At 66.1% G+C, this 22,219-nt stretch carries 23 protein-coding genes; 8 read left to right on the forward strand and 15 right to left on the reverse strand.

The window, feature by feature from the left end; genetic code table 11:
- Positions 1-10: 10 nt before the first annotated feature.
- The 3 genes from ppx to B6S44_RS04905 all read right to left on the reverse strand — a co-directional run bounded on the left by ppx (position 11) and on the right by B6S44_RS04905 (position 4,557).
- Entirely contained in the window at positions 11-1,573 is a 1,563-nt protein-coding gene (gene ppx, locus B6S44_RS04895; protein WP_129155653.1) for an exopolyphosphatase, read from the reverse strand.
- Positions 1,509-3,806 carry an RNA degradosome polyphosphate kinase gene (locus B6S44_RS04900; protein WP_129155654.1) on the reverse strand — a complete coding sequence of 766 codons (2,298 nt, stop codon included), beginning with the start codon at positions 3,804-3,806 and terminating at the stop codon, positions 1,509-1,511. The genes ppx and B6S44_RS04900 overlap by 65 nt, the downstream gene beginning before the upstream one ends.
- A gap of 64 nt (positions 3,807-3,870) precedes the next feature.
- Positions 3,871-4,557 carry a TetR/AcrR family transcriptional regulator gene (locus tag B6S44_RS04905; protein ID WP_129155655.1) on the reverse strand — a complete coding sequence of 229 codons (687 nt, stop codon included), beginning with the start codon at positions 4,555-4,557 and terminating at the stop codon, positions 3,871-3,873.
- Positions 4,558-4,716: 159 nt separating this feature from the next.
- On the opposite strand from B6S44_RS04905, the gene B6S44_RS04910 reads away from it, so the two are divergent.
- Together B6S44_RS04910 and B6S44_RS04915 are read left to right on the forward strand one after the other, a co-directional pair.
- A complete protein-coding gene (locus B6S44_RS04910; RefSeq protein ID WP_129155656.1) occupies positions 4,717-5,349 on the forward strand; it encodes a hypothetical protein in 633 nt (210 codons plus the stop codon).
- Between the two features lie 77 nt (positions 5,350-5,426).
- Positions 5,427-6,665: an acyl-CoA desaturase gene (locus tag B6S44_RS04915; protein ID WP_129155657.1), complete on the forward strand. Its 1,239-nt coding sequence runs from the start codon at positions 5,427-5,429 to the stop codon at positions 6,663-6,665.
- A 4-nt stretch (positions 6,666-6,669) separates the two neighbouring features.
- On the opposite strand, the gene B6S44_RS04920 is transcribed toward B6S44_RS04915, so the two are convergent.
- From B6S44_RS04920 to B6S44_RS04930, 3 genes are all read right to left on the reverse strand, one after another.
- Positions 6,670-7,368: a P-loop NTPase family protein gene (locus B6S44_RS04920; protein ID WP_129155658.1), complete on the reverse strand. Its 699-nt coding sequence runs from the start codon at positions 7,366-7,368 to the stop codon at positions 6,670-6,672.
- A complete protein-coding gene (locus B6S44_RS04925; RefSeq protein WP_129155659.1) occupies positions 7,355-8,449 on the reverse strand; it encodes an AI-2E family transporter in 1,095 nt (364 codons plus the stop codon). Before B6S44_RS04925 ends, B6S44_RS04920 begins: the two co-directional genes overlap by 14 nt.
- Before the next feature lie 74 nt (positions 8,450-8,523).
- Complete coding sequence (locus tag B6S44_RS04930; protein ID WP_129155660.1) at positions 8,524-9,054, reverse strand: CDP-alcohol phosphatidyltransferase family protein; 531 nt, start codon at positions 9,052-9,054, stop codon at positions 8,524-8,526.
- Positions 9,055-9,189: 135 nt separating this feature from the next.
- Between B6S44_RS04930 and purM the strand changes: the two genes are divergently transcribed.
- Complete coding sequence (gene purM, locus B6S44_RS04935) at positions 9,190-10,260, forward strand: phosphoribosylformylglycinamidine cyclo-ligase (RefSeq protein WP_129155661.1); 1,071 nt, start codon at positions 9,190-9,192, stop codon at positions 10,258-10,260.
- Positions 10,257-10,877 carry a phosphoribosylglycinamide formyltransferase gene (gene purN / locus B6S44_RS04940; RefSeq protein ID WP_129155662.1) on the forward strand — a complete coding sequence of 207 codons (621 nt, stop codon included), beginning with the start codon at positions 10,257-10,259 and terminating at the stop codon, positions 10,875-10,877. The genes purM and purN overlap by 4 nt, the downstream gene beginning before the upstream one ends.
- Before the next feature lie 129 nt (positions 10,878-11,006).
- Here purN and B6S44_RS04945 read toward each other — a convergent pair whose 3' ends face one another.
- Positions 11,007-11,753, reverse strand: a complete 747-nt coding sequence (locus B6S44_RS04945) for a helix-turn-helix transcriptional regulator (protein ID WP_129155663.1) — start codon at positions 11,751-11,753, stop codon at positions 11,007-11,009.
- A gap of 119 nt (positions 11,754-11,872) precedes the next feature.
- On the opposite strand from B6S44_RS04945, the gene B6S44_RS04950 reads away from it, so the two are divergent.
- Positions 11,873-12,592, forward strand: coding sequence for a glutathione S-transferase family protein (locus B6S44_RS04950; protein WP_129155664.1), 720 nt, complete (start codon positions 11,873-11,875; stop codon positions 12,590-12,592).
- Between the two features lie 12 nt (positions 12,593-12,604).
- On the opposite strand, the gene B6S44_RS04955 is transcribed toward B6S44_RS04950, so the two are convergent.
- Both B6S44_RS04955 and B6S44_RS04960 read right to left on the reverse strand, forming a co-directional pair.
- Complete coding sequence (locus tag B6S44_RS04955) at positions 12,605-12,967, reverse strand: hypothetical protein (protein WP_129155665.1); 363 nt, start codon at positions 12,965-12,967, stop codon at positions 12,605-12,607.
- A gap of 122 nt (positions 12,968-13,089) precedes the next feature.
- Positions 13,090-15,180, reverse strand: a complete 2,091-nt coding sequence (locus tag B6S44_RS04960) for a molybdopterin-containing oxidoreductase family protein (RefSeq protein WP_129155666.1) — start codon at positions 15,178-15,180, stop codon at positions 13,090-13,092.
- A 226-nt stretch (positions 15,181-15,406) separates the two neighbouring features.
- On the opposite strand from B6S44_RS04960, the gene B6S44_RS04965 reads away from it, so the two are divergent.
- Entirely contained in the window at positions 15,407-16,231 is an 825-nt protein-coding gene (locus B6S44_RS04965) for a MipA/OmpV family protein (protein ID WP_129155667.1), read from the forward strand.
- 77 nt (positions 16,232-16,308) lie between these two features.
- On the opposite strand, the gene ndk is transcribed toward B6S44_RS04965, so the two are convergent.
- Positions 16,309-16,731: a nucleoside-diphosphate kinase gene (gene ndk / locus B6S44_RS04970; RefSeq protein WP_126112144.1), complete on the reverse strand. Its 423-nt coding sequence runs from the start codon at positions 16,729-16,731 to the stop codon at positions 16,309-16,311.
- A gap of 278 nt (positions 16,732-17,009) precedes the next feature.
- On the opposite strand from ndk, the gene B6S44_RS04975 reads away from it, so the two are divergent.
- Positions 17,010-17,552, forward strand: a complete 543-nt coding sequence (locus B6S44_RS04975) for a GNAT family N-acetyltransferase (RefSeq protein ID WP_126112146.1) — start codon at positions 17,010-17,012, stop codon at positions 17,550-17,552.
- Between the two features lie 3 nt (positions 17,553-17,555).
- Here the strand turns inward: B6S44_RS04975 and B6S44_RS04980 are convergent, their stop codons facing one another.
- Positions 17,556-17,825, reverse strand: a complete 270-nt coding sequence (locus tag B6S44_RS04980) for an SEL1-like repeat protein (RefSeq protein ID WP_129155668.1) — start codon at positions 17,823-17,825, stop codon at positions 17,556-17,558.
- A 360-nt stretch (positions 17,826-18,185) separates the two neighbouring features.
- Between B6S44_RS04980 and B6S44_RS04985 the strand changes: the two genes are divergently transcribed.
- On the forward strand, positions 18,186-18,560 hold the full coding sequence (locus B6S44_RS04985; protein ID WP_129155669.1) for a DUF2147 domain-containing protein: 375 nt from the start codon (positions 18,186-18,188) through the stop codon (positions 18,558-18,560).
- Between the two features lie 110 nt (positions 18,561-18,670).
- Here the strand turns inward: B6S44_RS04985 and B6S44_RS04990 are convergent, their stop codons facing one another.
- The 4 genes from B6S44_RS04990 to gatB form a co-directional block, all read right to left on the reverse strand.
- Positions 18,671-19,378 carry a glutathione S-transferase N-terminal domain-containing protein gene (locus B6S44_RS04990; RefSeq protein WP_129155670.1) on the reverse strand — a complete coding sequence of 236 codons (708 nt, stop codon included), beginning with the start codon at positions 19,376-19,378 and terminating at the stop codon, positions 18,671-18,673.
- Positions 19,379-19,491: 113 nt separating this feature from the next.
- Positions 19,492-19,980, reverse strand: coding sequence for a GNAT family N-acetyltransferase (locus B6S44_RS04995; protein ID WP_129155671.1), 489 nt, complete (start codon positions 19,978-19,980; stop codon positions 19,492-19,494).
- Between the two features lie 31 nt (positions 19,981-20,011).
- On the reverse strand, positions 20,012-20,518 hold the full coding sequence (locus tag B6S44_RS05000; RefSeq protein ID WP_206735081.1) for a GNAT family N-acetyltransferase: 507 nt from the start codon (positions 20,516-20,518) through the stop codon (positions 20,012-20,014).
- Entirely contained in the window at positions 20,515-21,996 is a 1,482-nt protein-coding gene (gene gatB, locus B6S44_RS05005; RefSeq protein ID WP_129155673.1) for an Asp-tRNA(Asn)/Glu-tRNA(Gln) amidotransferase subunit GatB, read from the reverse strand. Before gatB ends, B6S44_RS05000 begins: the two co-directional genes overlap by 4 nt.
- Between the last annotated feature and the right edge of the window lie 223 nt (positions 21,997-22,219).

Raw genomic sequence — 22,219 nt, forward strand, 5'->3', positions numbered from 1 at the left:
CCCTTCCCGCTCAGCGGATATCGATCTCGCGCCCGAGCAGCTTCGCGAGCTGCTTCAGCCGCCCGGTGACGCGCTCGCTCGCCAGTGATTTCAGATCGTCCGGCAGGCGCAGGACGAGGCGGCTGTCGACGCAAGTCAGCGGCGCCCGCGACAGGATGCCCGGCATGCCGGCCGAGATCAGATAGGCGACGCGGAAAGCCGCGGCGAGAATATGAATGCGCTCGAGCAGGCGCGTCGTCAGCAGCCGGCGCAGACCCTCGACCGCGGGCGCCGAGGCCTTCAGGCCGGCATAGCGATAGAACGCCGTCAGCGCGAGGAAGGCGCGGCCGGCATGGTCGACGCCGTTGAACGAAGCGTGGGCGATAACGTTCAACGTCTGCTCGCCGCGATAGTCGGGATGGGCGCGCCAGCCGATATCGGAGAGCAGGCAGGCGGCGCGCTGGAGCCGCTGCAGCGCCGGGTCGTCATGCGGATAGGCACCGGCGACGAGCTGATTGGTCCAGGCGATCAGATCTTCGGCGTGGCGCGGATCGCGGGCGCGCAGCCGATTGTAGTCCTCGGCGCCGCGCAGCAGCGCATCGGCAGAGCGCTCGCCCTTGTCGAGCTGCTCATGCAGCAGGCCTTCGCGCACGCCATTGGCGGAGATCACCACATTGCGCGGCCGGCCGCGCTTGATGATCTGGTCGAGCACCAGCGCGCCGTAGGCGAGCAGCGGGCGCCGGGCCGAGGAGACCGCCTCGATCGCTTCGAGCATCGAGGCGTCGGCACGCTCGACCAGGCGGACGAAGTCGCTCGCCTCGCGGGCCGGTACGATGTAGCCGTGCATGACGTTGAGCGGATAGCCCGACTGGCGCTGATGCAGGGTCGCGAGCGCGCGCCAGGTGCCGCCGACGGCGTAGAAATCACGCCCGCGCATCGCTGCCAACTGCGGGTGATGGTCGAGATCGTCGCGGACGATCTTCTCGGCCGCCTTCATCGAGTTCCCGGAACGATCGATCAGCGCGAGGCCGCCGAGCGGCAGGCTGATCCCCGCTCCGACCTTGTCACCGTCCACGGAAATCAGCTCGAGCGAGCCGCCGCCAAGGTCGCCGACGACGCCATGCGGCTGATCGAAGCCGGAGATCACGCCGAGTGCCGAGAGATAGGCCTCGCGATCGCCGGAGATCAGCTCGATCGGCTGGCCGACCGCCGCTTCGGCCCGCGTAATGAAGTCAGGACCGTTCTTGGCATAGCGGGCCGCCGCCGTAGCGATGACCCGCAGCTCGCCGACATGCATGGCCTCGCACAGGATGCGGAAGCGCACGAGCGCCGACAGAGCCTTGTCGATCGCGTCCGCCGCCAGCATGCCGGTCGACGCAACCTGCCGGGCAAGACCCGCCATCTCCTTCTCGTTGAAGACCTGCGCGGGAGCCCGCGACAGGTTTTCGTAGACGACGAGACGGACCGAGTTGGAGCCGATGTCGATGATCGCGACGGTGTCGCCGACGCTCAGCCGGCCCGGCGCCTGCTCAGGCCTTCTTGCTTGCGCGGCGGGAGAGGCTGCGCGGGCTCGAACTCGAGAGAGATTTTCCACGACCAGACAGACTCGGATTCGTCATGAAATACTTGTGGGCGTTGAACGACTCTTCGGCCGAAGGCGGGACAATGCGTCGCGAGCCGCCATCGGGCAAGATGGTCCAGCTCTGTTCGTTGTCGAGAAAGTTCGCCAGCATGATCTGTTCGAGCATCTGCTGGTGGACCGTCGCGTTCAGAATCGGCGTCAGCGCCTCGACGCGGCGGTCGAGGTTGCGCGGCATCAGGTCCGCCGAGGAGATGTAGAGCTTGGCCTTGGCCGAGGGCATGCCGTGGCCGGCGCCGAAGGCATAGACCCGGGTGTGCTCGAGGAAGCGCCCGACGATCGACTTGACCCGGATGTTGTCGGAGAGGCCCGGCACGCCCGGCCTGAGGCAGCAGATGCCGCGGACCACGAAATCGATCTGCACGCCGGCCTGGCTGGCGTCGTAGAGCGCGTCGATGATCTCGGGATCGACCAGCGAGTTGCACTTGCCCCAGATCGCGCCCTTGCGGCCCGCCTTCACATGCGCGACCTCCTCGGCGATGTCGTCGAGCAGGCGCTTCTTCAGGTTGACCGGCGAGACGGCCATGCGCTCCAGCTCGGCCGGCTCGGCATAGCCGGTGATGAAGTTGAAGATGCGGGCGACGTCCTGCGCCATCACCGGGTCGGCGGTGAAGAAGGAGACGTCGGTGTAGATCCGCGCCGTGATCGGGTGGTAATTGCCGGTCGCGATATGGCAATAGGTCGCGAACTGGCCGGCCTCGCGGCGCACCACCATCGAGAGCTTGGCGTGGGTCTTGAGCTCGATGAAGCCGTAGACGACCTGGACGCCGGCGCGCTCCAGATCCTTGGCCCAGCGGATGTTGGCTTCCTCGTCGAAACGCGCCTTGAGCTCGACCAGCGCGGTCACCGACTTGCCCGCCTCGGCGGCCTCGGCCAGCGCCTGGACGATCGGCGAGTTCGATGAGGTGCGGTAGAGCGTCTGCTTGATCGCGACGACATTGGGATCGCGCGCCGCCTGCTGCAGGAACTGCACGACGACGTCGAAGCTCTCATAGGGGTGGTGGACGATCAGGTCCTTCTGGCGGATGGCGGCGAAGCAATCGCCGCCATGCTCGCGGATGCGCTCGGGAAATCGGGCGTTGTAAGGCTTGAACTTCAGGTCCGGGCGGTCGACGCCGACGAGCTGCGAGAGTTCGTTCAAGCCGATCATGCCGTCGACGACGACGATCTCGTCGGGATCGACCTTGAGCTCGCGGATGATCATGCTGCGCAGATGCGCCGGCATGTCGGAGTGGAGTTCGAGCCGGATGACGACGCCGCGGCGGCGCTGCTTCAGCATCGTCTCGAAGACGCGGACCAGATCCTCCGCCTCCTCCTCGATGTCGAGATCGGAGTCGCGGATGATGCGGAAAGAGCCGGTGCCCTTGACCTCGTAGCCGGGGAAGAGCTTGCCGATGAAGAGCGCGACCAGGTCCTCCAGCATGATGAAGCGCTGGACGCCATCGCGGGCGAGATCGGGCAATTCGATGAAGCGGTCGATCTTCACCGGCACGCGGATCAGCGCATCGAGCGCGCGCCCGTCACTGACCCGTTCAAGCGCCAGCGCGATGGTGAAGCCGAGATTGGGAATGAAGGGGAACGGGTGGGCCGGGTCGATCGCCAGCGGCGTCAGCACCGGGAAGACGTAGTGGAGGAAGCGGTCTTCCAGCCAGATGCGGTCCTGCGCGCCGATATCGGCCGGCCGCAGCAGCACGATCCGATTCGCTTCCAGATCGTGCTTGAGCTCGGTCCAGCGGGTCTGCTGGTCACTGGTCAGAGCGTGAACGCCCTCGCCCAGCGCCGAAAGCTGCTCGGCCGGGCTCAAACCGTCCTGGCTCGGTGTCACCACGCCGGCCTTGAGCTGCTCGCGCAGGCCGGAGACGCGCACCATGAAGAACTCGTCGAGATTGTTCGCCGAGATCGAGAGGAAGCGCAGCTGCTCGAGCAGCGGATGATTGCGGTTGGAGGCCTCCTCCATCACCCGCCGGTTGAACTGCAGCCAGGACAGCTCCCGGTTCATGAAGCGCTTGGGCGATTGCCGAAGCTCCTCGTCGATTTGCAGGACCGCCGCTGTCGGAGCCGGGGCCACAGCCGCCTGGACCGGCGCTTCCGCCACATCTTGGGTCATTCGCTTCGCTCTCGCTGTCGATGCCGCTCGTGCCACTGCCGGTCCTGTAGCTGTGTTCTGTGTCGTTTTGCTTGCAGCCATCGCGACCGCCTTCGCCTTGAAGCCACCGTAGCGTGACGGTTCGATGACAGGCGAGACCGAAACGTCATGAACGGCCCGGGTCTGCAGTCGCCGGATTCTTCAGCAGTCCGGCAAGGAAGAGGTCGAGCGAGCGCTCCATAAGGTCCTCGGCTTCGGCCTCCGCGACGCCCCAGCTCGGAAACTGCCCGTCGATCAACATGCGCGCCAGGCCATAGACCAACGCGCGACCGGTGATTTGGATCAGTTGTGGGTCATCGACGCGCAGGAGCCCGCGCCGGCCCGCCTCCTCGAGCAACGCCACCATCTGCGCCTGGATCTGGGCATTGTTTGCGCCCAGCGAGGCCGAGCCGGCGAAATCGATCGCCCGGCGCGAGGAGATGATCTCGAAATGCGTCGGATTGCGCCGCGCCCAATCGAGGAAGGCCTTGCCGATGGCGCGAACCCGCCTGATCGGATCATCGCTCACCTCGCGTGCCAGCGCTGCGACGATCTCGGCCCGAAAGCGCACCATCGCCTCCTCGGCCACCGCCGTCATCAGCGCCACCTTGTCGGGAAAATGCCGGAACGGCGCCGCCGGCGAGACGCCGGCGCGGCGCGCCACCTCCCGGATGCTGACCGCGTCGAGCCCGCCTTCGGCTGCGAGTACCAACCCCTCGGCGATCAGCGCCTCGCGCAGATTGCCATGATGATAGGTCGAGGCGCTCGCGGCGCTCGTAGCCTTCCCCGTCCGACTCGCTTTCGTCGTGCTCATCACAGCGAGCCTAGACCAGTTTCCCGTTCCGCAGCAGCCGAGCTGAGCCGCCATGCTTGCCCATCACGATCATGTAATCATCGATTACATCCATTGCTGGAGCGCCATTGATATGTAATCACCGATTACATCTCGAAAACAACGAAGCGGAGATCTGTGATGTCGAACGAAACCAAGCGCGGCTCGGCGCTTCCAAGCGCACAGGAAGGCTGGCCCCTTCTGGCCACGCTCGCGGCGATCCTTACGGTTGCAGCCCTCGCCGCCTTCGCCTCCACCGGCGGCAGCGACGGTATCCGCATGGCCATCCGGTTGACGGCGCGGACCTCGCTCGCCCTCTTCCTGCTCGCCTTCACCGCCTCGGCGCTGTTTCGTGTCTGCCCGAACCCGTGGACGCGCTGGCAATTGCGCAACCGGCGGCAACTCGGCCTCGGCTTTGCCGTTTCGCATCTCCTGCACGCCATCGCCATCATCGCGCTCGCCGTCACCGACCCGAAGCTGTTCGCGGATCTCGGCGGTCCGAACATGCTGCCTGGCGGCGGCAGCGCCTATCTGGTAATCGCGGCGATGGCGGCGACCTCCTTCGACCGGACGGCCGCTCTGATCGGACCCGTCGCCTGGCGTCGGCTGCACCTGTTCGGTGCCTGGTACATCTGGCTGAGCTTCATGATCGCCTTCGGCATGCGCGCCCGGCTCGACATGGCCTACTGGCCCTTCATGGCTGCACTGCTCGGCGCCTGCGCGCTGCGCCTGATCTTCAGCAAATCCCCGTCATTTCCCCTGCTGCGGCGCTGACGCCGCTTGCGCCAGCCCCGCCCCTGCTGTTTGGTCGGCATGTGAATCTCGCATGCCTTCAGACGCACTTTTAGAGAATGAACTTGTCAGAGCAGAACCAGCACGCCGACGACCACGGCGATATCGTCTACCCTTCGGCCATTCCCTTCGTGCTGGCCCATCTCGCCTGCTTCGGGGCGCTCTGGAGCGGCGTCAGCGCGACCTCGCTCTGGCTCGCCTTTGGCCTGTACTGGCTGCGCATGTTCGCGGTGACCGGTGGCTACCACCGCTACTTCTCGCACCGGACCTACAAGACCAGCCGGGTCGGCCAGTTCGTGCTCGCCTTCCTCGCCCAGTCGACAGCCCAGAAGAGCGTGATCTGGTGGGCCTCGAAGCATCGGCACCATCATCGCTTCGCCGACACCGAGCATGATGTGCACTCGCCGGTGCTGACCTCGTTCTTCTATTCACATGTCGGCTGGATTTTCAGCAACGGCCACGATCGCTGCGACACCTCGACCGTCACCGACCTGACCCGATTCCCGGAGCTGCGCTTCCTGCACCGCTTCGAGCTGCTTCCGGCGGTGCTGCTCGCCATCGCCTGCTTCGCCATCGACGGCTGGAGCGGCCTGTTCGTCGGCTTCTTCTGGTCGACGGTCGCGGTCCATCACGCCACCTTCTGCATCAACTCGCTGGCGCATGTGCATGGCGACAAGGACTATGTCACCGGCGACGAGAGCCGGAACAACTGGTGGCTGGCGATCATCACCATGGGTGAAGGCTGGCACAACAACCACCACGCCTATCAGTACAGCGTCCGCCAGGGTTTTCGCTGGTGGCAGTGGGACCCGACCTATTACCTCATCCTCGGCCTGTCGAAGCTGCGCCTGGTCTGGGATCTGAAGGCGCCTCCACAGGCCGTCGTCGAGCGCTCGCAGGCGCTGCCGCCGCGCGTGATCGAGCGCTCGGCTGAGCGCCTCGCCGCCTCCGTGCCGGTGGAGCGCATCGTCCAGTCCCTGCGCGACGCCTATGCCAATGCGCCAGGCCTGCCCGAACTGCATCTGCCGACGCTGACGCTGCCCGAATTCCGCGAGGCGCTCACCGCGCTGCAGGCGCGGGCCAGCGAGCAGTTGCATGCGATGCAGGCGCAGGCTCAGGACGCGATCGCGCAGTGGCACATGCCGACCCTGCCGAGCCGCGAGGAGCTGGCCGAGAAAGCCGCCGCCATGTTCGTCAAGACGCCGTCGCTCGACGCAATCGCAGCGCGGGCACACGATCTCCTGATCGAGACCATCCATGCCCGCTTGACCGGCACGGCGAATACCGCCAAGGCCTGAGCGGTTACTCGTCCGGGAAAAGCGAGGCGACCACCTCGGTGGCCATGGCGCGGGTGACGCGCCGGCCGCGCTCGAGCGAAAGCCGGTCGAGCGCGTCGACGAGATCGCGCGCCGCGGCGAAGGAGCGCTCCATCCGGAGCGCCAGCGCCTCGATCGTGCCGGTATCGACGATCAGCTGACGGTCGACGAAGAGCTTGACCAGCAGCGCGCGCAGCAGCGCATCATCGGGCGGTGCGATCTCGGCCTGCGGTGCCAGGCGCAGGCGCGAGAGCAGGTCCGGCACCTTCAGACCCCACCGATCCGGTTCGGTCCGCGCCGTCAGCAGGACGGTGGCGCCGCGTGCCTTGGTGGCGTTGAGCAGATGGAACAGCGCCGGCTCATCAAGCGCAGCGCGGTCGCAATCCTCGATCACCAGCGCGCCGCCGGAAGTCAGATGCGGTACCTTGGCTTCGTCGAGCTCGGCGGCCGACACCGTCCAGGCATGCGCGCGCGCCGCCCAGATCGCAGCGAGATGGGTCTTGCCCGCCCCCTCCGGCCCGACCAGGCGCAGCCAGGAGGCCGGCCAGTTCGGCCAGCTCTCGATCAGCCCATAGGCCTGCTCGTTCGAGGGGCCGACGAGGAAATCCTCGACGCCGTGCCGGCTGTCGACCGGCAGATCGAAAGCAAGCTGGCGCGGCTTCACCGGCGGCTCAGAGCTCGGCATGGGGTTTGGGCAGCTTACCGGCATGGCCGCGATAATACGGGCTGGCGAGGTATTGCTGCAGCACGAAGCGGGCGAGCACACCGATGATCGCCGCCAGCGGCACGGCGAGCAGCAGGCCGACGAAGCCGAAGAGCGAGCCGAAGGCGAGCAGAGCGAACATCAGCCAGACCGGATGCACGCCGATCGAGTCGCCGACGAGCTTGGGCTGCAGGATGTTGCCCTCGATGAACTGGCCCGCGAAGAAGACGGCGAGCGTCAACAGCGGCATCGTCCAGTCCGGCCAGAACTGCACCGTCGCAACGCCGACCGAAAGCACGAGGCCGGTCAGCGAGCCGACATAGGGGATGAAAGAGAGAAAGCCGCTGATGATACCGATCAGCGCGCCGAAATTGACGCCGACCAACGACAGCCCGATCGCATAAAAGGTCCCGAGCAGCAGGCAGACCAGTGCCTGGCCGCGCAGGAAGCCGGCGATGGCGGTGTCCATCTCGTGCAGCAGGCCGCGGATCGTGTCGCGGTGGTCGAGCGGCAGCCAGCTGTCGACGGTCGCGACCATGCGGTCCCAGTCGGCCAGCAGGTAGAAGGCGATGACCGGGGTCAGCACCAGCAGCGAGAACACGCCGATGATCGCGGTGCCGCCTGACCAGAGCGACCCCAGCAGCTTGCCGACCCAGTTTGTCGCTTCCCCGACAAGATTGCCGAGCGAGCTCTGAGCGTCCTCGGCCAGCTTGGCGCCGCCGAAGCGCTCAAGCAGGGGCGCGCCGCGCTCCATGATCAGAGCCTGCAGCTTGGCAGCATCGGCGGGCAGCCGCGCGACCAGACCGGCAAGCTGCTGGCTGAGCAGCGGCGCCAGCAGCACCAGCCCGACGACGAAGATAAGCAGGAAGAGGCAGAGGATCGCGATCGTCGCGGTGAGCCGGCTGAGCCCCCAGCGCTCCAGCCGATCGGCCAGCGGATCGAGCAGATAGGCCAGCGCCAGCGCCGCGATGAACGGCAGGAGCACGTCCCTGAACAGCATCAGTGCGAGCACGAGGATGGCGAGAGCGAGCAGCCAGAAAAGCAGTTGACGCTGGAGACTCATGCACTCGCCTCTACTCGGCCACCTCGCGGCGCCCTGATTATGGTGATCCGAACCGGATCATCCAAGGAGCCGGCTCAGCCCGCCATGTGCCGCAGCCAGAGGGCGAGGTAGGCGCCCATCGAGGCGAGCGTCAAGGCCGCGACGATGATTTGCGCCGCTGGCATCACCGCGCCGGCGTCGATATCGAATGATTTCGAGCCGAGCACCAGCGCGGCGAAAACGAGTTGGGCGGCGGTGTTGAGCTTGCTGACGACGATTGGCGCGATCGTCACCGGCTTTTCCATCACCCAGGACAGTATCACTGCGGTGACAATCATCAGGTCGCGCGAGACCACCACGATCACCAGCCAGATCGGGATGATGCCGACGATGGCGAGCGTGATGTAGATCGAGACGATCAGTGCCTTGTCGGCAAGCGGATCGAGATAGGCGCCGAGCTCGCTCCTCATGTCGAAGCGCTTGGCGATGAAACCGTCGATGGCGTCGGAAACCCCGGCCGCGACGAAGAGGAAGAAGGCCTCGTCCCAGCGGGCATTGACGATCATGACGATCACCAGCGGCACCAGGATCAGGCGGCCGATCGTGATCAGGTTCGGAAGCGTCATCGCGGGAGACCTGCCGAAAGAATCGCACCTCAAGGTAGAACATGGGCGGGAGAAGTGCGAAACGCTTTCGCGGAAGGGCTTGCCCCCCGCCCTGCCCTTGCCTATTCGCTCGCGAAGCAAAAGGAGCGAGTGCCGATGACGAAACCGGGCGCCAACGGGCTGACCTATGCGCAGGCGGGTGTCGACATCGATGCCGGCAACGCCATGGTCGACGCGATCAAGCCGCTGGTGCGCTCGACGCGCCGTCCTGGCGCCGACGCAGAGATCGGCGGCTTCGGTGGCCTGTTCGATCTGAAGGCGGCCGGCTTCAGCGATCCGATCCTGGTCGCGGCCAATGACGGCGTCGGCACAAAGGTCAAGATCGCGATCGAGAGCGGCCGGCATTCCACCATCGGCATCGACCTCGTCGCCATGTGCGTCAATGACCTCGTCGTGCAGGGCGCCGAGCCGCTGCTCTTCCTCGACTATTACGCCACCGGCAAGCTCGACCCGAAGGCCGGCGTCGAGATCGTCCGCGGCATCGCCGAGGGCTGCCGTCAGGCCGGCTGCGCCCTGATCGGGGGCGAGACCGCCGAGATGCCGGGCATGTATGCCGGCAACGACTACGACCTCGCCGGCTTCGCCGTCGGCGCGGCCGAGCGCGGCACGCTGCTGCCGCGCGCCGATCTCGTGCCTGGCGACGTGGTGCTCGGCCTGCCGTCCTCCGGCGTGCATTCGAACGGCTATTCGCTGGTGCGCCGCATCGTCGCCCTCTCGGGCCTCGCCTGGGAGGCGCCCGCCCCATTCGCGCCGGAACAGACGCTGGCCGAGGCGCTGCTGGAGCCGACCCGGATCTATGTGAAGAGCCTGCTGCAGGCGCTGAAGGCGGCGCCCGGCATCAAGGCGCTGGCGCACATCACCGGCGGCGGTTTCCCCGACAACATCCCGCGCGTCCTGCCCGACGATCTCGGCGTCGCGATCGATCTGCCGGCGATCCTCGTGCCGCCCGTCTTCGGCTGGCTCGCCAAGGTCGGCGGCGTCGCCGAGCGCGAGATGCTGCGCACCTTCAACTGCGGCATCGGCATGATCGTCGTCGCAGAGGCCGCGCAGGCGGATGCCGTCATGGCGGCGCTGACCGAGGCCGGCGAAAAGCCGGTGCGGCTCGGCGAGGTCACGGCGCGCGGCGCGGCTGAAGCCGTCGCCTATCGCGGCAAGCTCGCCCTGTGAGCACGGCGGCAAGGCGGACGCGGACCGCGATCCTGATCTCCGGGCGCGGCTCCAACATGGTCGCGCTGATCGAGGCGGCCAAAGCCGCCGATTTCCCGGCCGAGATCGTGCTCGTCGCCGCCAATCGGCCGGAGGCCGGCGGATTGGAGCGGGCCGCCGCCGCCGGCATCGCCACGGCCAGCGTCGACCACCGTCCTTTCGGCAAGGACCGCGAGGCCTTCGAGCGCGCGCTGGACGAGGTGCTGCGAGCCAACCAGATCCAGCTCATCGCGCTCGCCGGCTTCATGCGGGTGCTGACGCCCTGGTTCGTGACGCGCTGGCAGGGCCGGCTGATCAACATCCACCCGTCGCTGCTGCCCGATTTCCGCGGCACGCACACCCATGCCCGAGCGCTGGAAGCGGGTGTCGCCGAGCACGGCTGTACGGTTCATTTCGTCGTGCCCGAGCTCGATGCCGGCCCGACCATCCTGCAGGCGAAGGTGCCGGTCCTGTCCGGCGACGACGAGGCAAGCCTGTCGGCGCGCGTGCTGGAGCAGGAGCATAGGATCTACCCGCAGGGGCTGGCGCTTGTGGCGTCCGGAGCGGCCAAGCTGGACGAGGTGGCGGCTGGCGCCTGAAGCTCCAGCCGTCATTCTCGGCCGGAACAAAGCGGATAGCCGAGAATCTCAGGACCAGAAGGCCCGGATCAATGCCTCCTTCGGCCTGAGATGCCTGGGCCAAGCCCGAGCATGACGAGCTTGACCCGCCTACTGCACCGCCTCCGGCTCGCTCTGCAGGCTTGACTGCTCCATCGCCCGCCGCGACGCGGCCTCCTGCTCCTCCTTCTGCCAGCGCCGGAACAGGTCGGCGCGGCGGGCCGGATAGCGCTCCTCGCGGGCGGTGAGCTCGGCGATGCGGTCGGTGCGGAAATGGCGGAAGGCCTGCCGGAGCTCGCACCAGGCGATGACGACGCGAACCCGGTCGAAGAAGGTCATGCCGATCGGCCAGATCATCCGCCGCGATTCGGCACCAGCCTCGTCGCGATAGGCGATGTCGAGCTTGCGACCGTTGCGGATAGCCGCACGGATGGCAGCGGCATCGACCTGGTCGACGATCGCGGAATCCTTGCAGTAGGCCGGCGCGAACAACGCGCCGTCGAGCAGGATCGGCCGCAGATGCGGCGGCAGCACCGCCGCGACCTTGGCGACGACGTCCTCGGCGGCGCGCGCCAAAGTCGGGTCGGCGCGCTCGGAGAGCCAGCGCATGCCGACGAGCACCGCCTCGATCTCGTCGGGCGAGAACATCAAGGGCGGCAGGTCGAAGCCGGCGTCGAGGACATAGCCGATGCCGGCCTCGCCGCGCACCGGCACGCCCTGGCGCAGCAAAGCGGCGATATCGCGATAGACGGTGCGGACCGAGACATCGAGCTCGGAGGCGAGCGTCTCGGCGGTGACGGGGCGACGCCGGCGGCGCAGTCCCTGAATCAGATCGAGCAAGCGTTCAGCGCGCTGCATGGCGAGGTTCCGCTTATGAGAAGATGGCGTAAGCTGATCTTGCTCTACTCGCCCTGACATTAAATGTCAGGAGCGTGGCAGCAGTGCATGCTGCATACCGAACACGGGGAAGATGAGAAATGCTGGAGCTTCACGTGTTCGGGCCTGCCTTCGGCCAACCCGACCCGAGCCCGTTCTGCATGAAGGGCATCATACTGATGGAGATGTCCGGCCTGCCCTATCGTCGGGTTCGCGGCAATCTGCAGAAGGCGCCGAAGGGCAAGTTCCCGGTGCTGCACGACGGCGACAAGGTCATCCCCGACACGACCTTCATCCGACTGCATCTTGAACAGGCGCACGGGGTCGACTTCGACAAGGGCCTGTCGGCCGAGCAGCGCGGCACAGCCTGGGCCGTCGAGAAGATGCTCGAAGACCACATGTACTGGATGGTGGTGCAGGAACGCTGGGCCAATCCCGCCAATTTCGACCGCGGGCCGCGGCGCTTCTTCGATGCCGTGCCGGCGCCGTTGCGGCCGCTGGCCGTCGCCATGATCAAGCGCCAGGTCCGCCGCAGCCTGCATGGTCACGGCATGGGCCGGCACAGCGACGTGGAGCGGCTCGCACTGGCAAAGCGGGCGCTGGAGGCGCTCGCCGGCATTCTCGGCGGGAAGCCTTACCTCACCGGTCCAGACCCAAGCGGTGCCGACGCGACGTTCGGCGCCTTCATGATCGCCGGGCTTTGCGAGGTCTTCGACTCGCCCCTGCGTGGCGCGCTGCAGGAGCACGCCAATCTGGTCGCCTATGCCGGCCGGATGCGCGAGCGCTACTTCAACGCCGATGCAGCGGGCGCGGCATCATGAGCCGCGCTGTGCTCAGGGCCGCTTCAGCTTGCAACGGTCGATGAAGTCGTAGCCCTTCTCGCGGGCCGTATCGTTGAAATAGCCGGTGTCGCGGAAAGCCTGGATCTCATCCTTGGTCATGGCGTTGACCGTGCCCTTGGCGTAGCAGCTGCAAGGGGTGTGCACCGCCTCGCGCGTCGTGCTCATCAGCCGCGACTGGGTGATCAGGCAGGCGTCGAAGGCGCGCAGCTGGATCATATAGGGCGTCAGGTTCTTCGCCGTCGGGTCCGGCGGCGGCAGTGCGCTCGTGCTGCCGGCGGCCATCGCCGCACCGGCAGACATCAACAGGGACAATCCCGCGGCCCAGACGACCGCCCCAACCTGCCGCTTCATCATCACTTGCGTTGTCCGTTTCCGCGGCTGAGCCCGGGGAGACTCCCGAATCTCCCCTCGACAGGCTGTACCGTCGCGCGGCGCGGATCGTCCACAGCGGCATCTAAAAAGCAATGACGCAAAGGTCACACCGCCTTGCGAATCCAGACCTTGTTGTCGTGGAAGGCGGCACCGCCATAGGGCGCCGGTGAATCCGCACCGGTGATGGTGTTGATGCCACGGCCGCCGCGATGGGCGCCGTTCGGCCAGATCGACTCGGCGATGACGACGCCGCGCACCAACCCATCGAACAACACCGCGTCGAGCTCGACCGTGCCGCGCCGGTTGCCGACGGTGACATGATCGCCGGCGGCGATGCCGAGCCCGGCCGCATCCTCCGGGTGCAGCATCAGCGTCGGCGCGCCCTCCTTCTTCCTGGCGGTCGGCGTCTCGGTGAAGCTCGAGTTCAGGAAATTGCGCGCCGGGCTGGTGGCGAGCCGGAAAGGATGCTCCTCGTCGGCCGCTTCGATCACACCCCAATGATCGGGCAGTGCGGGCAGCGCCTCGTGCGGGCCGACGAGGCCGGCATTGCTGTTCGGGACCTTGGTCCAGTCCAGCTTGAAGCGGAACTTGCCGTCGCGCCAGCCGAAGCCGTTGAGATAATGCGCCGTCTCAAAATCCGGCTGCACGTCGAGGAAATCATTGGCGACCAGCTCTTCGAGCGTGCCGCGACCGGTCTCCTGCAGGGTCCAGTCGACAATCTCGCGCGGCGTCATCGTGAAACCGCGGTGCTCGGCGCCGAGACGCTGCGACAGGGCGCAGATCACCTCGTGGTTCGACCGGCATTCGCCCGGCGGATCGACGAGCTTGCCGCCCCACATGATGTGCTGGTGGCCGCCGCCCTGATAGAGGTCGTCATGCTCCATGAACTGCGTCGCCGGCAGCACGATATCGGCCATCAGCGCGGTCTCGGTCATGAACTGCTCGTGCACGACGGTGAAGAGGTCGTCGCGGGCAAAGCCGCGCTTCACCAGCTCCTGCTCGGGCGCGACAGTGACGGGATTGGTGTTCTGGATGAACAGCGCCCTCACCTGCCCGCCCTCGCGCAACGCCTCGGCATCGCCGGTCAGCACGCGCCCGATCTGCGACTGGTCGAGCTGGCGCACGCTGCGGTCGATCTTGTCGAGGCCCTCGATCAGGCCCTTGCGCCATTTGTAGATGCCGCTGTTCGAGTGGAAGGCGCCGCCGCCCTCATACTGCCAGGCGCCGGTGACGGTCGGAATGCAGGAGGCGGCGTGGATGTTGACCGCCCCGTTGCGCTGACGGGCGAAGCCGTAGCCGAGCCGGAAGAAGCTCTTCTTGCGCGTGCCGACCAAGGCCGCGAATTCCTCGATCTCGGCGATTGAGAGGCCGGTGATCGCCGCCGCCCATTCCGGCGTGCGGGTCGCAAGATGCGCTTCGAGCTCGTCCGGCACATCGGCAAAGCGGGCGAGGTAATCGCGATCGGCGTGGCCATCGCGGAACAGCACATGCATGACGGCGCAGGCGAGCGCACCATCCGTGCCCGGCTTGAGCACGAGGGCAAGATCGGCCTGGTCGAGCGTGGCATTGCGATAAATGTCGATCGCGACGATCTTGGCCCCGCGCTCCTTCCGCGCCTTGACGGCGTGATGCATGACGTTGACCTGGGTGTGCACGGCATTGGTGCCCCAGATCACGACGCAATCCGACTTCGCCATCTCGCGTGGGTCCGGCCCGGCGAGCTTGCCGGTGCCGGCAATGAAGCCGGTCCAGGCCGTGGTGGTACAGATCGTCGAGTACTGGCCGGAATAGCGCTTGGCATGGCGCAGGCGATTGATGCCGTCGCGCATCACCAACCCCATGGTGCCGGCATAATAGTAGGGCCAGACCGCCTCGGCGCCGTGCTCGGCCTCGATCGCCAAGAAGCGCCCTGCGATCTCGTCGAGAGCCTCGTCCCAGGAGATGCGCTCGAAAGCGCCGGAGCCCTTCGGCCCGACGCGCCGTAGCGGATAGAGCAGCCGGTCGGGATGATGGATGCGCTCGGCGTAGCGGGCGACCTTCGCGCAGATCACGCCATCGGTGTAGCTCTGGCGCTTGTTGCCGCGGACCCGGCCGATCGTCTTGCCGTCGATGACCTCGACCTCGAGCGAACAGGCCGAGGGGCAGTCATGCGGGCAGACCGAGGAGAGGCGCGCGATGCGGGGAAGCTCTGTCATGCTCCCTTCCTAGAACAGGTCCAGTGTCGGCGGAAGCGGGGCGGTTGCATTGTCAGGCTGCAACCGGGCAAGGTGCCCGCATCCGGCGGCTGGGGATTCGGCCGGGCCATCAGCCATACGAGCAGCGTTGTCGCAGGCAGCCGCTCGTCAACTCCGGATTAAGACTAATGATTCAGTTTGACCGCATCCGAGTAGTCCAAGGCGCCATGGCGCCGGAGTTCTGACGATGCGTTGCGTTGCGTTCCTTGCCGGCCTTGCGGCCGTGTGCCTGTCCCTTGCGCTGGCTGCCCCTGCGCAGGCGCAATCGCCCCAGTACAGCCAGTACACCTCGCCCCAGCCGGTGCAGAACTGGCACCTGACGCTCGGCGCCGGCCTGCGCTACCAGCCCGATTATATGGGCTCGAACGACTATGTCTTCCGCCCGCGACCGGTCATCTCGCTGGGCCGCGGCACCAAGAGCACCTGGTGGACCTCCGAGGACGATGCGATCAGCATCGGCTTCTTCTCGGGCCAGGCCTGGCGCGTCGGCTTCTCCGGCAACCTGCTCTGGGAGCGCAAGGCCGACACCAACGTGGCCCTGCGCGTCATGGGCGTGCCGGATACCAAGTTCGGCGCCGAGGCCGGCGCTTTCGTCGAATTCTACCCGACCTCATGGATGCGCGCCCGCGTCGACCTGCGCCGCGGCATCGTCGCCCATGATGCGATGGTGGCGGAGGCCAAGGTCGACGTCTTCCAACGCATCGGCGCCTGGTCGCTCGGCGTCGGCCCGCGCATGACGATCGTCGGCTCCGACTATATCCGCACCTATTTCGGCAGCACCGTTGCCGGCAATGGCGGCATCCTGCAGCGCTACAATGCCGGCGTGCACTCGGTCGGAGCGATTGCGCAGGCGACCTATCACTGGTCCGACAAGCTGCAGACCACGGCTTATGTCGAGTACAAGCATCTCGTCGGCGACGCCGCCAAGGCTCCGATCGTCAAGGCTTTCGGCGACCGCGACTCCGTCACCTTCGGCATCTCGGCGAGCTACGCCTTCGACCTGGGCTTCTGACGCGCTCGGTCCGGCAAACAAAAAAGGGCGGGTCCATCGGACCCGCCCTTCTCATTTCCAGGGAATGAGAAGCCGGCTCAGCCGACGATCTCGTTGCCCGCGAAGAACTGCGCGATCTCGATCGCGGCGGTCTCCGGCGCGTCCGAGCCATGCACGGTGTTCTCGCCGACCGACTGGGCGAAGAGCTTGCGGACGGTGCCGTCGGCGGCATTGGCCGGGTTGGTCGCGCCCATCACCTCACGGTACTTGGCGATGCCGTCCTCGCCTTCGAGGACCTGCACGACGACCGGGCCGGAGGTCATGAACTCGACGAGCTCGCCGAAGAAGGGCCGCTCCTTGTGGACGGCGTAGAAGGTCTGCGCCTGCTCCGTGGTCATCTGGATGCGCTTCTGCGCGACGATGCGCAGGCCGGCCTTCTCGATGACCGCGTTGACCGCGCCAGTGAGATTGCGCTTCGTCGCGTCGGGCTTGAGAATGGAGAAGGTACGCTGGACAGCCATCGTTATTATCCTTGGGGCAAAACTGGGAATGCGGCGCGCTTATAGCGGCGCCCTCCCCGTGCCACAAGGCTGAGGCGCACCTTGCGGGCTCAGGATCCGCCGTTATGATCTAGGCCATGATCGCCGCGACGGCCCTCGTAATCCTGATGTCGACGCACCTGGAAGGGTGTGCGGGATCAGCATTGCGCTAAGCGCGCCGCGATCATCCCCCACGAACCCTGCCGCGGCGAGCAGGGTTCGATGGAATTCAGCTCTCCCGGTTGCCTCGGAGAGCCGACATGACATTTGGAAGAGATGAGTATCCCGATCAGTTGGAACATCCGGCTGGTTCCAGCCAGCTATTGATCCGGGCTGTGTGTGGCGATGATCTGGAAGCGCTGACGGCGCTGGTCAATCTGCCGGGCTTTCGCGCCGGGACCTTGCGCCTGCCCTATCAAAGGGCTGAAGTGACGCGGCGCTGGCTGGAGGATCCGGATACCGAGGGGCTCAACATCGTCGCACTCCGCGACGGCGGGCTGATCGGCCAGGCCGGCTTTGCGCGCTATCGCGGCCGGCGGGCGCATGCCGGCTATATCGGCATCGGCGTGCATGACGATCATCACGGCACCGGCGTCGGCACGGCGCTGCTCGGCGAGATCGTCGACGCCGCGGACAATTGGTTCGGCCTGAAGCGGCTCGAGCTGACGGTCTACGCCGACAATGCGGCGGCGATCGCGCTCTACCGCAAGTTCGGCTTCGAACCGGAAGGGCTTCTGCGCGCCTACGCTTTCCGCGCCGGCGCCTATGCCGATGCGCTCACGATGGCGCGGCTGCGTGCCTGAACCTCAGTGCCGGGTCAGGAAGCGACGTGCCTCGCGCAGCGCCTCGGCGACCTCGTCGCGGCTCATCTCCAGCGCCAGCTCGCTGCGATGGGCGGCGGCGCGGGCGCAGCCCTTGGCGAAGGCGACGTTGAACCAGGTCTGCGCGGCGACGAGGTCGACCGGGCCGGAACGGCCGGACGCATGCATCAGGCCCAGCTCGTAATAGGCGTCGGCGGAGGCTTCCATCGGGATGGCCAGCGAGGCCGGGATCGCGCTCATTTCCATGCGTGCCATGACAATAACCCCTGTTTTCCTTCGATGCCGGCCCGTTTTGAGGCCGCGGCTTGTGAGGAGAGGTTCGTGCCGGGCGGTAAAAGACTCCGCTAAAATTCGAGATGAATCGAAGCTCAACGAGTCGCAAACGAGCAGTTAAATCAAGATTCGATTCAGGCTCGCATGCCGAATTTTTCAATGATTACAATTGGCTCTGGATTCGACCTCGGCGAACGCGTCAACTTCGGATTCACCTTGCCCCAAGGTCATCGAGGCTGCCGAGATCGGGCGAGAAGGCATCTTGAAGCCGACGCAGGCTCGGATATAGTTTATATCTGAACCATATGGCGACGCAGATCGCCACAACCGAGGAGGAACGCCATGGCCATTCGCCTGACTATGACTGCCGCCGGCCTGCTACTCGCTTTCGCCGTCCCCGCTTCGGCTCAGGACGTCACCGGCACCTGGCTGCGCGACACCGGCGCATCGAAGGTTCGCTTCACCAAATGCGGCGAGGCGATGTGCGGCACGATCTCCTGGCTCAAGGAGACAAGCGGCCCGGCCAAGGTCGGCCAGCGCATCTTCTACGACATGAAGCCGTCCAGCGCCGGCAAATGGAGCGGCAGCGCCTTCAATCCGGAGGACGGCAAGACCTATTCCGGCACGATGACGCTCGCGGGCGACACGCTGACCACCGCCGGCTGCGTGTTCGGCGGGATGATCTGCCGCACGGTGAAGTGGTCGCGCAGCAACTGACGTTTTCCCGCGAACGGCGGGAAAACGTCATCCTCGGGCGAAGCGAAGCGTAGACCCGAGGATCTCTTGTCCGGAGATGCTCGGGTCAAGCCCGAGCATGACGCAAACGATCAGCGCGCCTTCTGGCCGAACAGAACAGCCTTTTCCTCGGGCGTGCTGATCCCGGCCGGATTGCGCAATTCTTCGGCGACGGCAATGCCGCGCTTGACCGCCGGGCGCGCCAGCATCGTCTCGAGCCAGCGCCCGACATTGGGGAACTGCTTGATGTCCTGACCCTGGCGCTCCCAGCCACGGGCCCAGCCGACGCAGGCCATGTCGGCGATCGAATAGTCGTCGCAGATGTACTCGCGGCCCTCGAGGCGCCTGTTCAGCACGCCGTAGAGCCGGTTTGCCTCGTTGGTGTAGCGGTCGATCGCGTAGGGCACCTTCTCGGGCGCATAGATGCGGAAGTGATGGGTCTGGCCGAGCATCGGGCCGAAGCCGCCCATCTGCCAGAACAGCCATTCGTCGACGGCGACGCGGCCGCGCTCATCGGCCGGATAGAACTTCCCGGTCTTGCGGCCGAGATATTGCAGGATCGCGCCGGACTCGAAGACCGAGATCGGCTTGCCGTCCGGGCCATCGGGATCGACGATCGCCGGCATGCGGTTGTTCGGCGAGATCGCCAGAAACTCCGGCTTGAACTGGTCGCCCTTGCCGATGTTCACCGGGATGATGGTGTAGGGCAGCCCGGCTTCCTCGAGCATGATGGTGATCTTCCAGCCGTTCGGTGTCGGCCAGTAGTGGAGATCGATCGGCTTGCCCTGCACTGCTGACATGTCCCAGTCCTCGCGGGTTATTACGGGTCGCCGGGACATCTAGGTCTCGACCGGCACTCCTGTAAGAACCAGTCCCGCGCGCTCCACGCGGACGCGGCATGCAGGCTGCGCCGTCACAGCTCCAGCTTGAAGCCCTCATGGCTCTGGTCGAAGCCGAGACGACGGTAGAAGCGGTGCGCCGCCTCGCGCGACTTGTTCGAGGTGAGCTCGACCAGGCCCGCACCGCTCTGGCGGGCAAAGGCGACGGCGTGGGCAACCATGGCCTCGCCGATGCGCCGGCCGCGAAGGGCTGGATCGACATGGACGCTTTCGAGCTTGGCACGCTTGCGGCCGCGGTTGATCAGCCCGGGAATCAGCGTGACCTGCAAGGTCCCGACCACCTTTCCGTCGAGCTCGGCGACGAAGAGCGTGTTGTGCGGACTGGCTCCGACCTCGTCGAAGGCCTCGAGATAAGATGGGTGGCTTGCCTCCGCCGCGATCTCCGCGTCGCTACGCGACTGCTTGGCAGCGCCCTGCATGATCAGCCAAGCGACCCGCGCGGCATCCTCGCGGCGCGCTTCGCGCACGGTCACATTGGCGAGAGCGACTGCCTCGATCATCATCGTCTCCGTCGGGAATTTGCCAGGCGCATTCTCAGATCGTCACCAGGCGCTTGGCCATGATCAGCGTGTTGGGGGTGTCCTCGCGCCCGTCGAAGCGGGCCTGGCGCTGCAGGAAGAAGCCCATGCGCTCATAGAAGGCGATTGCAAGCTCGTTCTGGCTCTCGACCTCCAGCCGTGCCACCGGTGCGTCGGGAAAGCAGGCGAGCGCGACCTGCAGGAGCGTGCGCCCGATGCCCTCGCCCTGCCGAGCCGGCGAGACATAGAGCCGCGTCAGCATGGCGGCCCGATCGGGCTCGCGCCGGGCCGAGGCGGTGCCGACGACCTCCTCACCCAGAAGCGCGACCAGGAAGACACCGCTGTCGCGGCCGAGCTGGGCCGCGAGCGCATCGAGCGAGTGCCAGGCATTGGTGATCTGCGCGACACGCTGCCAGCCATAGATGCCGTCATAGGCATCGTGCCATGTCTCGACCAAAAGTGAGCGGACCGCCGGAAGGTCGGCGGTCTCAGCGTCGCGGATGATCAAGTCCTTTGGCGTCACTCGATGCCTAGTTTCTTCTTCAGGATCTCGTTCAGCGCCTGCGGGTTGGCCTTGCCGCCCGAGGCCTTCATCGCCTGGCCGACGAACCAGCCGAGCATTGTCGGCTTCAGCTTGACCTGCTCGACCTTGTCCGGGTTGGCCGCGATGATCTCGTCGACCGCCTTCTCGATCGCGCCGGTGTCGGTGACCTGCTTCATGCCGCGGGTTTCGACGATCTCGCGCGGGTCGCCACCTTCCGTCCAGAGGATCTCGAACAGGTCCTTGGCGATCTTGCCGGAGATGACACTCTCGCCGATCAGGTCGACGAGGCCGCCGAGCTGCGCTGCCGAGACGGGCGAAGCCACAACGTCCTTGCCTTCCTTGTTGAGGCGGCCGAACAGCTCGTTGATCACCCAGTTGGCAGCGGCCTTGCCGTCGCGACCTTTCGCGACCGCCTCGAAATAATCGGCCTGCTCACGCTCGGCGACCAGCACCGAGGCGTCATAGGGCGAGAGCCCGTACTGCGAGATGAAGCGCTCCTTCTTGGCGTCCGGCAGCTCGGGCAGATGCGCCTTCAGCTCGGCGATGAAGGCATCGTCGAATTCGAGCGGCAGCAGATCGGGATCCGGGAAGTAGCGATAGTCGTGCGCCTCCTCCTTGGAGCGCAGCGAACGGGTCTCGCCCTTGGCGGGATCGTAGAGCCGCGTCTCCTGGTCGATCGTGCCGCCATCCTCGATGATGCCGATCTGGCGGCGGGCCTCGACCTCGATCGCCTGGCCGATGAAGCGGATCGAGTTGACGTTCTTGATCTCGCAGCGCGTGCCCAAGGGCGCGCCCGGCTTGCGCACGGAGACGTTGACGTCGGCACGCAGGTTGCCCTTTTCCATGTCGCCATCGCAGGAGCCGATATAGCGCAGGATGGTGCGCAGCTTGGAGACATAGGCCTTGGCCTCGTCCGCGGAGCGCAGATCGGGCCTGGAGACGATCTCCATCAGCGCCACGCCCGAGCGGTTGAGGTCGACGAAGCTCATGGTCGGATGCTGGTCGTGCATCGACTTGCCGGCATCCTGCTCGAGATGCAGGCGCTCGATGCCGACGCTGATCTGCTCGGTCGGCGAGAGATCGACCGCGATCTCGCCCTCACCCACGATCGGATGCTTGAACTGGCTGATCTGGTAGCCCTGCGGCAGATCGGGGTAGAAATAATTCTTGCGGTCGAAGACCGAGCGCTTGTTGATCGCAGCGTTGAGACCGAGCCCGGTACGGACCGCCTGGCGCACGCATTCCTCGTTGATCACCGGCAGCATGCCCGGCATCGCCGCGTCGACCAGGCTGACATGGGCGTTCGGTTCGCCGCCGAAGGCGGTCGAGGAGCCGGAGAACAGCTTGGCGTTCGAGGTGACCTGAGCATGGATCTCGAGACCGATCACGATTTCCCAGTCGCCGGTCGCGCCCTTGATCAGCCTCTTCGGGTCGGCGGGGCGGACATGCGCATTCATGAGGTGACTTCCACGAGGTGTTGCTACTGACGCAGGCGCGCGCGTCCCTCAGGTAGAGCTTCGGCCCGCCGCCATCAAGCATCCGTTGATCCGGTTTCGCTGGGCTCGAAGCGCCAACGGTCGGCACAGATGAAAAAAGCGCCAGAATTGTCGAGTGAAGAAACTTGACAATCGTCAGTCCAATGGGGTTGTTGCGCAATCGGCCGGAAACCGTGAAGGTTGT

Origin of the sequence: Allobosea sp. Tri-44, from assembly GCF_004123845.1 — a bacterium.
GTDB lineage: Bacteria > Pseudomonadota > Alphaproteobacteria > Rhizobiales > Beijerinckiaceae > Allobosea.

Coding starts and splice junctions, on each gene's coding strand:
- B6S44_RS04985 (WP_129155669.1), top strand. CDS start 18,186: ATGGCCATTCGCCTGACTATGACTGCCGCCGGCCTGCTACTCGCTTTC.
- B6S44_RS04925 (WP_129155659.1), bottom strand. CDS start 8,449: ATGAGTCTCCAGCGTCAACTGCTTTTCTGGCTGCTCGCTCTCGCCATC.
- B6S44_RS04975 (WP_126112146.1), top strand. CDS start 17,010: ATGACATTTGGAAGAGATGAGTATCCCGATCAGTTGGAACATCCGGCT.
- B6S44_RS04905 (WP_129155655.1), bottom strand. CDS start 4,557: ATGAGCACGACGAAAGCGAGTCGGACGGGGAAGGCTACGAGCGCCGCG.
- B6S44_RS04990 (WP_129155670.1), bottom strand. CDS start 19,378: ATGTCAGCAGTGCAGGGCAAGCCGATCGATCTCCACTACTGGCCGACA.
- B6S44_RS04900 (WP_129155654.1), bottom strand. CDS start 3,806: ATGGCTGCAAGCAAAACGACACAGAACACAGCTACAGGACCGGCAGTG.
- B6S44_RS04950 (WP_129155664.1), top strand. CDS start 11,873: ATGCTGGAGCTTCACGTGTTCGGGCCTGCCTTCGGCCAACCCGACCCG.
- purM (WP_129155661.1), top strand. CDS start 9,190: ATGACGAAACCGGGCGCCAACGGGCTGACCTATGCGCAGGCGGGTGTC.
- B6S44_RS04915 (WP_129155657.1), top strand. CDS start 5,427: ATGAACTTGTCAGAGCAGAACCAGCACGCCGACGACCACGGCGATATC.
- B6S44_RS04945 (WP_129155663.1), bottom strand. CDS start 11,753: ATGCAGCGCGCTGAACGCTTGCTCGATCTGATTCAGGGACTGCGCCGC.
- B6S44_RS04910 (WP_129155656.1), top strand. CDS start 4,717: ATGTCGAACGAAACCAAGCGCGGCTCGGCGCTTCCAAGCGCACAGGAA.
- B6S44_RS04980 (WP_129155668.1), bottom strand. CDS start 17,825: ATGGCACGCATGGAAATGAGCGCGATCCCGGCCTCGCTGGCCATCCCG.
- B6S44_RS04920 (WP_129155658.1), bottom strand. CDS start 7,368: ATGCCGAGCTCTGAGCCGCCGGTGAAGCCGCGCCAGCTTGCTTTCGAT.
- B6S44_RS04960 (WP_129155666.1), bottom strand. CDS start 15,180: ATGACAGAGCTTCCCCGCATCGCGCGCCTCTCCTCGGTCTGCCCGCAT.
- B6S44_RS04995 (WP_129155671.1), bottom strand. CDS start 19,980: ATGATGATCGAGGCAGTCGCTCTCGCCAATGTGACCGTGCGCGAAGCG.
- B6S44_RS04930 (WP_129155660.1), bottom strand. CDS start 9,054: ATGACGCTTCCGAACCTGATCACGATCGGCCGCCTGATCCTGGTGCCG.
- B6S44_RS04955 (WP_129155665.1), bottom strand. CDS start 12,967: ATGATGAAGCGGCAGGTTGGGGCGGTCGTCTGGGCCGCGGGATTGTCC.
- ndk (WP_126112144.1), bottom strand. CDS start 16,731: ATGGCTGTCCAGCGTACCTTCTCCATTCTCAAGCCCGACGCGACGAAG.
- gatB (WP_129155673.1), bottom strand. CDS start 21,996: ATGAATGCGCATGTCCGCCCCGCCGACCCGAAGAGGCTGATCAAGGGC.
- B6S44_RS04965 (WP_129155667.1), top strand. CDS start 15,407: ATGCGTTGCGTTGCGTTCCTTGCCGGCCTTGCGGCCGTGTGCCTGTCC.